Raw genomic sequence first — 9,286 nt, forward strand, 5'->3', positions numbered from 1 at the left:
GGGGAACGGTGCGGGGGTGTCGTGTACAAAAAATGGAAATCAAAGGGGGTATTGCCCCCGGAAAGGAAAGAGGTGAAGGCCATGGCCAGAGATGGGACAGGCCGGGGCGGCGCAAGGGTCGGCGCCGGAAGGAAAAAGAAAGCGCTGACAGACCGGATCAATGACGGCGGCACGGCAATGGTCCTGGATCTGCCGGAGCCTTCGGAAATGTCCGGGGAAGAAATGCCGCCGGTGAAGGATTACCTGAAAGCGAAGCAGAAAAGCGGAAAAAGCTTCTGCGCGGCAGAGATGTATGAAGAGACATGGAAATGGCTGAGGGAGCGGGGATGTGACAGGCTGGTCAATATCCAGCTGGTGGAGCAGTACGCGGTGTCCGTATCCCGGTGGATCCAGTGCGAGGAATGTATTTCAGAGTATGGCTTCCTTGCAAAACATCCAACAACCGGGAACGCCATCGCTTCCCCGTATGTTTCCATGTCCCAGCAGTATATGAAGCAGGTCAACCAGATTTGGTATCAGATCTACCAGGTGGTGAAGGAGAACTGCTCGGTGGAGTGGCAGGGGTCTACGCCCCAGGATGATGTGATGGAGCGGCTGCTCCGGGCAAGGGGTGGATTGTGATGGGAGCCAGAACGCAGGCAGAATGCAAAGGAGGAAAAGCAGACAAAGACTGGATTGGAAACTGCAAAAGCATTTATACCATTCTGGGAGCATCGAATCACAGTCCAGGTGTCAGGCAGAAGGATGACTACTATGCCACGGAGCCAAAGGCCATGGAGCTTCTGCTCCATGAAGAAAGATTTGCCCCTTCTGTTTGGGAATGCGCCTGCGGAGAAGGGCATTTGGCGAAGGTATTGGAAAAGCACGGATACCATGTAGTCAGCACAGATTTGGTTTACAGAGGATTCGGTTTCCCGGAACCTGTTGATTTTTTGCAGACGAATCAACTATTTGACGGGGATATCATTACAAACCCGCCGTATAAATATGCGCTGGATTTTGTCAGGAAGGCACTGGACAGTGTCAAACCGGGAAGAAAGGTGGCGATGTTTCTGAAGCTGCAGTTCCTGGAAGGGAAAACCCGCAAACAGTTTTTTCTGGACAACCCGCCGAGGACGGTATATGTAAGCGCGTCCAGGCTGGTATGCGCGATAAACGGGGAGTTTGGGAAAATATCCTCAAGTGCTGTCGCTTATGCATGGTTTGTATGGGAAAAAGGATTTTCCGGAGATCCGGTGATTAAGTGGATTAATTGAAAGTGAGGAATTGACGTGAAGACAGAAAATAAAATGCGGATGGTGGAGACCGCGAAGCTGGTACCGTATATCAACAACGCAAGAACCCATTCCCCGGCGCAGATCGCGAAGCTGCGGGCATCCATCCGGGAATTCGGGTTCCTTAATCCGGTAATCATTGATGGGGACTGCGGGATTATCGCAGGGCATGGGCGTGTGCTGGCGGCGCAGGAGGAAGGGATGGAAAAAGTTCCCTGTGTGCTGGCGGACCATCTGAGCGAAGCCCAGAAGAAAGCGTATATCTTGGCGGACAACCGTATGGCTATGGACGCCGGATGGGACGAGGAACTTCTGAGGATCGAGATTGAAAGCCTGCAGGGAGAGGAGTTTGACGTATCCCTGACCGGTTTCCGTGAGGACGAGGTGACAGACTTGTTTGCGGTACGTGAGGACCCGGACGATACGGGAAGCAATAAGGAGTATGACGAGGGGGAGTTTGGAGATGAGGAATTCGCGCACGAATGCCCAAGATGCGGCTTTAAATTCAACTGACCACAGGTTCCCATGGAAATGGCGGATGGATGATTTGAAGGACGTTCCAAAGAACGGAAAAACAGTATTCAGCTGTTTCTCCTGCGGCGGAGGCTCTTCCATGGGATATAAGCTTGCCGGGTATACGGTGCTGGGGAACTGTGAGATTGACCCGGAGATGATGAAGCTGTACAGGCGGAACCATCATCCGAAATATCCGTATCTGATGGATATCCGGGAATTCAATCAGCTGCAGGTCTACCCGGAGGAATTGAGGCATCTGGATATCCTGGACGGGTCGCCGCCCTGCTCCGTATTCTCCACTGCCGGGGACCGGGAGAAGGCATGGGGAAAGGAAAAGGCATTCCGGGAAGGACAGAAGAAACAGCGGCTGGATGATCTGTTCCTGCATTTCATCCGGACAGCAGAGATTTTAAAGCCTAAGGCAGTGATCGCGGAAAATGTTTCCGGCCTGCTGAAAGGCAACGCCAGGGGCTATGTGAATGAACTGCTGAAAGCCTTTAAAGCGGCGGGCTATGCGACACAGATCTTCCTGCTGGACGCCCATACCATGGGGGTTCCGCAGAGGAGGAGACGTGTCTTTTTTATTGCCCATCGCAATGACCTGGACCTGCCGAAGCTGAAGCTGGATTTCCATGAGAAGTCGATCCGCTTCGGAGAAGTGCGGAGCGAGCATGGGATTCCCTACCAGAAAGCGCTAATGACGGAGCTGGTGGCGAAAAGGAAGAAGGGGGATACCTGTTTCGCAGATATCTCCATTAGGGAACGCGGAAAACTGTCCATGTTCAACAATGCCATTGTGGAAGACTGCCGGGTGGCGCCGACCAATACCGCCTGCGCGATTGTAACCAGGTTCTGTGACGGGGAAAAATATTCCGTCCATGATTATGTGGCGACACAGACGTTTCCGGAAGATTATGATTTCATGGATCAGGAAGTCAATTATGTCTGCGGGATGAGCGTGCCGCCGGTGATGATGGCGAACATTGCCAATGAGGTGTACAGGCAGTGGCTGAAATACGTGTAAGGGGGGATGGTACAGCCGTGAGAAAACTGAAGAAGTATAAGCAGACCAGGTTCATGGCGAAGGGTTCCCATTATGACAAAGAGGCTGCGGACTACGCGGTGGCGTTTATTGAGAGCCTGTGCCATACGAAAGGGAAATGGGCAGGAAAGAAGTTTGAACTGATTGACTGGCAGGAGCAGATTGTCCGGGACCTGTTTGGGACGATCAAAGAGAATGGGTACCGACAGTTCAATCAGGCATACATTGAGATCCCTAAGAAGCAGGGGAAATCCGAACTGGCAGCGGCAGTGGCCCTGCTGCTGACCTGCGGGGATGGGGAAGAGCGTGCGGAAGTATATGGCTGCGCTTCGGATCGGCAGCAGGCGACGATTGTGTTTGATGTCGCGGCGGATATGGTGCGGATGTGTCCGGCGCTTTCCAAGCGGGTAAAGATCCTGGCATCCCAGAAGCGGATCATCTACCTGCCGACCAATTCCTTTTACCAGGTACTCAGTTCGGAAGCCTATTCCAAGCATGGATTCAACATCCATGGGGTGGTCTATGATGAACTGCACGCAGCTCCGGACAGGAGACTGTTTGATGTCATGACAAAAGGCAGCGGTGACGCAAGGATGCAGCCCCTGTTCTTTTATATCACTACAGCGGGGACGGATACCAACTCCATCTGCTATGAGACGCACCAGAAGGCAAAGGATATCCTGGAAGGCCGGAAGATCGACCCGACTTTTTACCCGGTGATCTATGGGGCGGATGAGGGTGACGACTGGACTGATCCGAAGGTCTGGAAGAAGGCCAACCCGTCTCTGGACATCACGGTGGGGATGGACAAGGTGAGGGCAGCCTGCGAGTCAGCAAAGCAGAATCCAGGAGAGGAAAACTCCTTCCGGCAGCTGCGGCTGAACCAGTGGGTGAAGCAGGCGGTGCGCTGGATGCCTATGGAGAAATGGGATCAATGCGCTTTCGCGGTCAATGAAGAGGAACTGGAAGGGCGGGTCTGCTACGGCGGTCTGGATCTTTCCTCCACTACGGACATTACGGCGTTTGTCCTGGTATTCCCGCCCCTGGATGAGGAAGATAAATTCCAGCTGCTCCCGTATTTCTGGATCCCGGAAGAGACGCTGGATCTGCGGGTGCGCAGGGATCATGTCCCCTATGATGTGTGGGAGCGGCAGGGGTTCCTGCAGACCACAGAGGGGAATGTGGTGCATTATGGCTATATTGAGAAATTCATTGAGCGCCTGGGGGAACGGTTCAATATCCGGGAGATCGCTTTTGACCGGTGGGGTGCCGTACAGATGGTCCAGAACCTGGAAGGCATGGGATTCACGGTGGTTCCCTTCGGCCAGGGATTTAAGGATATGTCGCCGCCCACCAAGGAACTGATGAAGCTGACATTGGAGCAAAGGATTGCCCACGGCGGGCATCCGGTACTGCGGTGGATGATGGACAACATTTTTATCCGTACGGATCCGGCGGGGAACATCAAGGCGGATAAGGAAAAGTCCACGGAGAAGATCGATGGAGCGATTGCGGCGATCATGGGGCTGGACCGGGCGATCCGGTGCGGGAATGATACCAGGGAATCTGTTTACGATACCAGAGGACTGCTGGTGTTTTGACAGGATCAGGAGGTTTTCATGGGAATTTTAAGTTTGTTTGGATTTGGAAGGAGCAGAGATAAGCCGGAGAACCGGACGTCTGGCAGCGGCTATGCCTTCTTTATGGGAGGGAGCACATCCGGGAAGCGGGTGAATGAACGGACGGCCATGCAGATGACGGCGGTGTACTCCTGCGTGAGGATTTTGTCGGAGGCGGTGGCCAGCCTGCCATTACAATTCTATAGATATACCGATGATGGCGGGAAAGAAAAAGCGGTGGAACATCCGCTTTATTTTTTGCTCCATGACGAGCCGAACCCGGAGATGACGTCCTTCGTGTTCCGGGAGACGCTGATGACGCACCTGCTTCTGTGGGGCAATGCCTACGCCCAGATTATCCGGAATGGAAGGGGCGAGGTGGTGGCCTTATATCCCCTGATGGCGGACCGGATGTATGTGGATAGAGATGAGAAAGGGCAGCTGTACTATGAATATACGCTGTGTTCCGATGACGCCCCGACCATGAAGGGATCTGTGGTGCGGCTCTCCCCTTATGAGGTGCTGCATATCCCAGGGCTGGGCTTTGACGGGCTGGTGGGCTATTCGCCCATCGCCATGGCGAAGAACGCCATCGGCATGGCCATGGCCTGCGAGGAATACGGGGCGAAGTTTTTCGCCAACGGCGCGGCGCCTTCCGGGGTGCTGGAACATCCGGGGACCATCAAGGATCCCAGCCGGGTGCGGGAAAGCTGGCAGAGGACATTTGGCGGATCCGGGAACGCCAACAAGGTGGCGGTGCTGGAAGAAGGGATGAAGTATACGCCCATCTCCATCTCGCCGGAGCAGGCACAGTTCCTGGAAACAAGGAAGTTCCAGTTGGATGAGATCGCCCGGATCTTCCGGGTTCCGCCCCATATGATCGGGGATCTGGAAAAGTCGTCTTTCAACAATATCGAGCAGCAGTCCCTGGAATTCGTGAAGTATACTTTGGATCCCTGGGTGTCCCGGTGGGAGCAGTCCATGGTGCGTTCTTTACTGTCCAGGGAAGAGAAAAAGCAGTATTTCATTAAGTTCAACGTGGACGGCCTGCTTCGCGGGGACTACCAAAGCCGGATGAACGGCTACGCCACGGCAAGGCAGAACGGCTGGATGAGCGCCAATGATATCCGGGAACTGGAAAACCTGGACCGGATCCCGGCGGAGCAGGGCGGGGATCTGTACCTGATCAACGGGAACATGACGAAGCTTGCGGATGCCGGATTGTTCGCAGCAGGAAATAAAGAGGAGGAAGAAATCCGATGAAGAAGTTTTGGAACTGGAAAAGCAGGAAGATCCGGGATCAGGATTCCGGCGAAGAGAACGTTGAGAGAGTGCTGTTCCTGAATGGGACGATTGCGGAGGAGAGCTGGTATGACGATGAAGTCACGCCGGTTCTTTTTAAGGAAGAGCTGATGGCGGGAAGCGGCGATATCACGGTTTGGATCAACAGCCCCGGCGGGGACTGTGTGGCCGCGGCGCAGATCTACAACATGCTGATGGATTATAAAGGAAATGTCACGGTAAAGATTGATGGGATCGCGGCGTCTGCCGCAAGCGTGATCGCCATGGCAGGAACAAAGGTATTGATCTCGCCGGTGGGGATGCTGATGATCCATAATCCGGCAACGATCGCCTGGGGAGATTCCGGAGAAATGCAGAAGGCCATTGAGATGCTGGAAAGCGTGAAGGATTCCATCATCAACGCCTATGAGATCAAGACCGGCCTATCCCGGACAAAGCTGTCCCACATGATGGACGCGGAAACCTGGATGGATGCCGGAAAAGCAGTAGAACTGGGATTTGCCGACGGGATCCTGAAACGTTCTGAAGTTCCGGATGACATGGAGCCGCCCGCGGTATCCATGCTCTATTCCGAAGCCGCCGCGGTCAATTCCTTAATGGATAAGATCGCGGCAAAGTGCAGGACAAAACAGAAAACCGAACCGACAGGCCGCAGCGTAGACAGTCTCTACGAGCGGCTTAATTTATTGAAGAATTAGAGGAGGACATGACGATGACGATTTTAGAACTGAGAGAAAAGAGGGCGAAGGCGTGGGAGGCGGCGAAAGCCTTTCTGGATTCCCACAGGAATGAAAAAGGTGTGCTGTCTGCGGAGGATGACGCCGCCTATACCCGCATGGAGCAGGAAATCACGGATCTGGGAAAAGAGATTGCCCGGATGGAGCGGCAGGAAGCCTTTGAGAGGGAACTGTCCCAGCCGGTGAATACGCCCCTGACCGGGCGTCCGGCATCCGGCGGCGCGGGAAAGGAAAAGACAGGGAGGGCTTCGGAGGAATACAAGGCCAACTTCTGGAACGCCATGCGCTCCAAGGTGCCGCTTCCCAGTGTGGTCAATGCTTTGGAGGAAGGAACGGATTCCGAGGGCGGGTACCTGGTGCCGGATGAGTATGAGCGCACTCTGGTGGAAGCCCTGGAAGAGGAAAACGTGTTCCGCCAGCTGGCAAACGTGATCCGCACTTCCAGCGGCGACCGGAAGATCCCGGTGGTGGCAACGAAAGGGACGGCCTCTTGGATTGATGAGGAAGGGGCCTATACGGAGAGTGATGATTCCTTTGGCCAGGTATCTATCGGAGCATACAAAGTGGGTACCATGATCAAGGTGTCCGAGGAACTTTTAAACGACAGCGTCTTTGACCTGGAATCCTATATCGCGAAGGAATTTGCCCGCCGGATCGGGGCGAAGGAGGAAGAGGCGTTCTTTAGCGGGGACGGTTCCGGGAAGCCTTTGGGCATCCTTGCGGCCACCGGCGGCGCCCAGACCGGGGTGACAGCTGCGTCTTCTACGGCGGTAACAGCAGATGAGCTGATGGACCTGTTCTATTCCCTGAAATCCCCGTACCGGAAGAAGGCGGTATGGGTGCTGAACGATTCCACCATCAAGGCGGTGCGGAAACTGAAGGATTCCACGGGGCAGTACCTGTGGCAGCCTTCCCTTGCGGCCGGTACGCCGGACACGATCCTTGGCAGGCCGGTGAAGACCTCCGCCTATATGCCGGTGATCGCGGCGGGGGCAAAGACCATTGCCTTCGGCGATTTCAGCTATTACTGGATCGCGGACCGGCAGGGACGTTCCTTTAAGCGGCTGAATGAACTGTATGCCGCCAACGGCCAGGTGGGCTTCCTTGGATCCCAGAGGGTGGATGGGAAGCTGGTGCTGTCTGAAGCGGTGAAGGTACTGGCGCAGAAGGCCAGCGCTTGATAGTTCTGATGGGAAAAAGCGGGCGGCGTCTTTTTATGTAGGGGCGCCGCTGGTAAGGAAGGAGGGCAATGGGATGATGGTGACGCTGGAAGAAATGAAAAATTATCTCCGGGTGGATGACGATGAAGACGATGGGCTGATCACCACGCTTTTGGCGTCAGCGGAGCGGATGTGCATGGATATCCTGCGGACGGACGAGGAAAGCGGCCTGCAGGAGGCAGAAAACGGAAAAGCGGCGGTGATGTATACCGTGGCCTATCTGTATGAACACCGGGAGGAAGCTGACCACCATGCCCTGGTCCTGACGCTGCGCTCTCTGCTCTTCGGCAGCCGGAAGGAGGCGTTCTGATGGAGATCGCTCTTCTGAATGTAAAAGTGACCTTCCAGAAAAACTCCGTCGTTGCGGACGATATCGGAAACCGAAGAAATGTCTGGGAGGATTATTATACCTGTCATGCCACGGTCAGCGGGGAAGGCGGGCGGGAAAAGGCTGCCGCCGGATTGACGGTCGTAGATTCTGACATTGCTTTTACTATCCGTTTCTGCAAACGGGCGGCGGAGGTGACAGCGGACGGTTTCCGTATCCTGTTTCAAGGGGAAATCTACAACATCGCGGCTGTGGACCACATGAACTATAAGAAGAAAGCGCTGAAGTTCCGGTGTGAGAAAGCGAGGCGGTGACCATGGGACAGACGGTACAGATCGGGGAATTGGCGGACACTGTTATGGAGACTTTGGAGGAATACGCGGATCTGGCTGCCGAGGATGTGAAGCAGGCGGTCAGGGATGCCGGGGAGACGGTAAGGAAGGAGATCCGTGCCAACGCCCCGAAGGATACCGGGGATTACGCCAAAAGCTGGGCGGTGAAAAAGACAAAAGAGACATCCAACAGCCTGACATTGACTGTCCATTCCAAAAACCGCTATCAGCTGGCCCATCTGCTGGAGTATGGCCATGCAAAACGGGACGGCGGACGGGTGGAGGGCAAAGCCCATATCGCCCCGGCGGAGGAGAAGGGAATCCGGCAGCTGGAAGAAGAGATCGAAAGGAGCCTGAGACATGGATAAACTTCTGGATATTTTGAAAAGCACCGGCTTCCCCTATGCTTATGACCATTTCGCGGAAGGGGAGGCGCCGGATCCGCCGTTCCTCTGTTACCTGCTGCCGGGGAGCGATAACTTTTCCGCGGATGGAAAGGTTTATTACCGGATCAGCGAGGTGCGGGTGGAATTATATACGGACCAGAAGGACTTAGCCGCGGAGAGAAAGCTGGAAGATGCTTTGGATGCCTGCGGTATTTTTTATGAGAAATCGGAGACCTGGATCGACAGCGAAAAGCTGTATGAAGTCCTGTATATGTTTGAGATGCCGGCAGGCGGGGAAAGCGCAGGGCAGGACGGATAAGGAAATGGAGGGAGCAGGAAATGTCTGCGAAGAAGAATAAGGTAAAATTTAATATCTGCAACGTGCATTACGCGTTGATTACAGTAGATGATGACGGGGAGGTGACCTTTGGGACGCCGGTGGCTATGCCGGGTGCGGTATCCCTGTCCTTGGAACCCAACGGCGAGCCGTCCAATTTTTACGCGGATGGGTACGCCTATTATACAATCTC

General features: G+C 54.7%; 12 protein-coding genes and 1 pseudogene. All 13 read left to right on the plus strand.

Annotated features, from left to right (window positions below; translation table 11 throughout):
• The first annotated feature begins 81 nt into the window (after positions 1 to 81).
• Positions 82 to 621 (plus strand): P27 family phage terminase small subunit, encoded by a 540-nt coding sequence (locus FGQ85_RS06105; RefSeq protein WP_138372944.1) that lies wholly within the window; start codon positions 82 to 84, stop codon positions 619 to 621.
• Positions 621 to 1,256 carry an NAD(P)-dependent oxidoreductase gene (locus tag FGQ85_RS06110; protein WP_243128492.1) on the plus strand — a complete coding sequence of 212 codons (636 nt, stop codon included), beginning with the start codon at positions 621 to 623 and terminating at the stop codon, positions 1,254 to 1,256. Before FGQ85_RS06105 ends, FGQ85_RS06110 begins: the two co-directional genes overlap by 1 nt.
• 15 nt (positions 1,257 to 1,271) lie before the next feature.
• Positions 1,272 to 1,673: pseudogene (locus tag FGQ85_RS06115) on the plus strand (ParB/Srx family N-terminal domain-containing protein); the annotation flags it as partial.
• Between the two features lie 139 nt (positions 1,674 to 1,812).
• Positions 1,813 to 2,814: a DNA cytosine methyltransferase gene (locus FGQ85_RS06120; RefSeq protein WP_207670225.1), complete on the plus strand. Its 1,002-nt coding sequence runs from the start codon at positions 1,813 to 1,815 to the stop codon at positions 2,812 to 2,814.
• A gap of 17 nt (positions 2,815 to 2,831) precedes the next feature.
• Positions 2,832 to 4,433, plus strand: a complete 1,602-nt coding sequence (locus FGQ85_RS06125) for a terminase TerL endonuclease subunit (RefSeq protein WP_171027898.1) — start codon at positions 2,832 to 2,834, stop codon at positions 4,431 to 4,433.
• An 18-nt stretch (positions 4,434 to 4,451) separates the two neighbouring features.
• A complete protein-coding gene (locus tag FGQ85_RS06130) occupies positions 4,452 to 5,714 on the plus strand; it encodes a phage portal protein (RefSeq protein ID WP_138372946.1) in 1,263 nt (420 codons plus the stop codon).
• Complete coding sequence (locus tag FGQ85_RS06135; RefSeq protein ID WP_138372947.1) at positions 5,711 to 6,451, plus strand: head maturation protease, ClpP-related; 741 nt, start codon at positions 5,711 to 5,713, stop codon at positions 6,449 to 6,451. Before FGQ85_RS06130 ends, FGQ85_RS06135 begins: the two co-directional genes overlap by 4 nt.
• A gap of 14 nt (positions 6,452 to 6,465) precedes the next feature.
• Positions 6,466 to 7,671, plus strand: a complete 1,206-nt coding sequence (locus FGQ85_RS06140) for a phage major capsid protein (protein ID WP_138372948.1) — start codon at positions 6,466 to 6,468, stop codon at positions 7,669 to 7,671.
• A gap of 73 nt (positions 7,672 to 7,744) precedes the next feature.
• On the plus strand, positions 7,745 to 8,020 hold the full coding sequence (locus FGQ85_RS06145) for a head-tail connector protein (protein ID WP_138372949.1): 276 nt from the start codon (positions 7,745 to 7,747) through the stop codon (positions 8,018 to 8,020).
• Entirely contained in the window at positions 8,020 to 8,352 is a 333-nt protein-coding gene (locus tag FGQ85_RS06150; RefSeq protein ID WP_138372950.1) for a phage head closure protein, read from the plus strand. The genes FGQ85_RS06145 and FGQ85_RS06150 overlap by 1 nt, the downstream gene beginning before the upstream one ends.
• 2 nt (positions 8,353 to 8,354) lie before the next feature.
• Entirely contained in the window at positions 8,355 to 8,738 is a 384-nt protein-coding gene (locus tag FGQ85_RS06155) for an HK97 gp10 family phage protein (protein ID WP_138372951.1), read from the plus strand.
• A complete protein-coding gene (locus FGQ85_RS06160; protein WP_138372952.1) occupies positions 8,731 to 9,075 on the plus strand; it encodes a hypothetical protein in 345 nt (114 codons plus the stop codon). The genes FGQ85_RS06155 and FGQ85_RS06160 overlap by 8 nt, the downstream gene beginning before the upstream one ends.
• 20 nt (positions 9,076 to 9,095) lie before the next feature.
• A partial coding sequence (locus FGQ85_RS06165; RefSeq protein WP_347563057.1) for a major tail protein occupies positions 9,096 to 9,286 on the plus strand: 191 nt, incomplete at its 3' end.

This window comes from Pseudoflavonifractor sp. BSD2780061688st1 E11 (assembly GCF_005844125.1).
In the GTDB taxonomy this organism is placed as follows: Bacteria; Bacillota; Clostridia; order Lachnospirales; family Lachnospiraceae; genus Sellimonas; species Sellimonas catena.

Coding starts and splice junctions, on each gene's coding strand:
- FGQ85_RS06145 (WP_138372949.1), top strand. CDS start 7,745: ATGATGGTGACGCTGGAAGAAATGAAAAATTATCTCCGGGTGGATGAC.
- FGQ85_RS06130 (WP_138372946.1), top strand. CDS start 4,452: ATGGGAATTTTAAGTTTGTTTGGATTTGGAAGGAGCAGAGATAAGCCG.
- FGQ85_RS06120 (WP_207670225.1), top strand. CDS start 1,813: ATGGATGATTTGAAGGACGTTCCAAAGAACGGAAAAACAGTATTCAGC.
- FGQ85_RS06155 (WP_138372951.1), top strand. CDS start 8,355: ATGGGACAGACGGTACAGATCGGGGAATTGGCGGACACTGTTATGGAG.
- FGQ85_RS06110 (WP_243128492.1), top strand. CDS start 621: ATGGGAGCCAGAACGCAGGCAGAATGCAAAGGAGGAAAAGCAGACAAA.
- FGQ85_RS06135 (WP_138372947.1), top strand. CDS start 5,711: ATGAAGAAGTTTTGGAACTGGAAAAGCAGGAAGATCCGGGATCAGGAT.
- FGQ85_RS06105 (WP_138372944.1), top strand. CDS start 82: ATGGCCAGAGATGGGACAGGCCGGGGCGGCGCAAGGGTCGGCGCCGGA.
- FGQ85_RS06160 (WP_138372952.1), top strand. CDS start 8,731: ATGGATAAACTTCTGGATATTTTGAAAAGCACCGGCTTCCCCTATGCT.
- FGQ85_RS06150 (WP_138372950.1), top strand. CDS start 8,020: ATGGAGATCGCTCTTCTGAATGTAAAAGTGACCTTCCAGAAAAACTCC.
- FGQ85_RS06140 (WP_138372948.1), top strand. CDS start 6,466: ATGACGATTTTAGAACTGAGAGAAAAGAGGGCGAAGGCGTGGGAGGCG.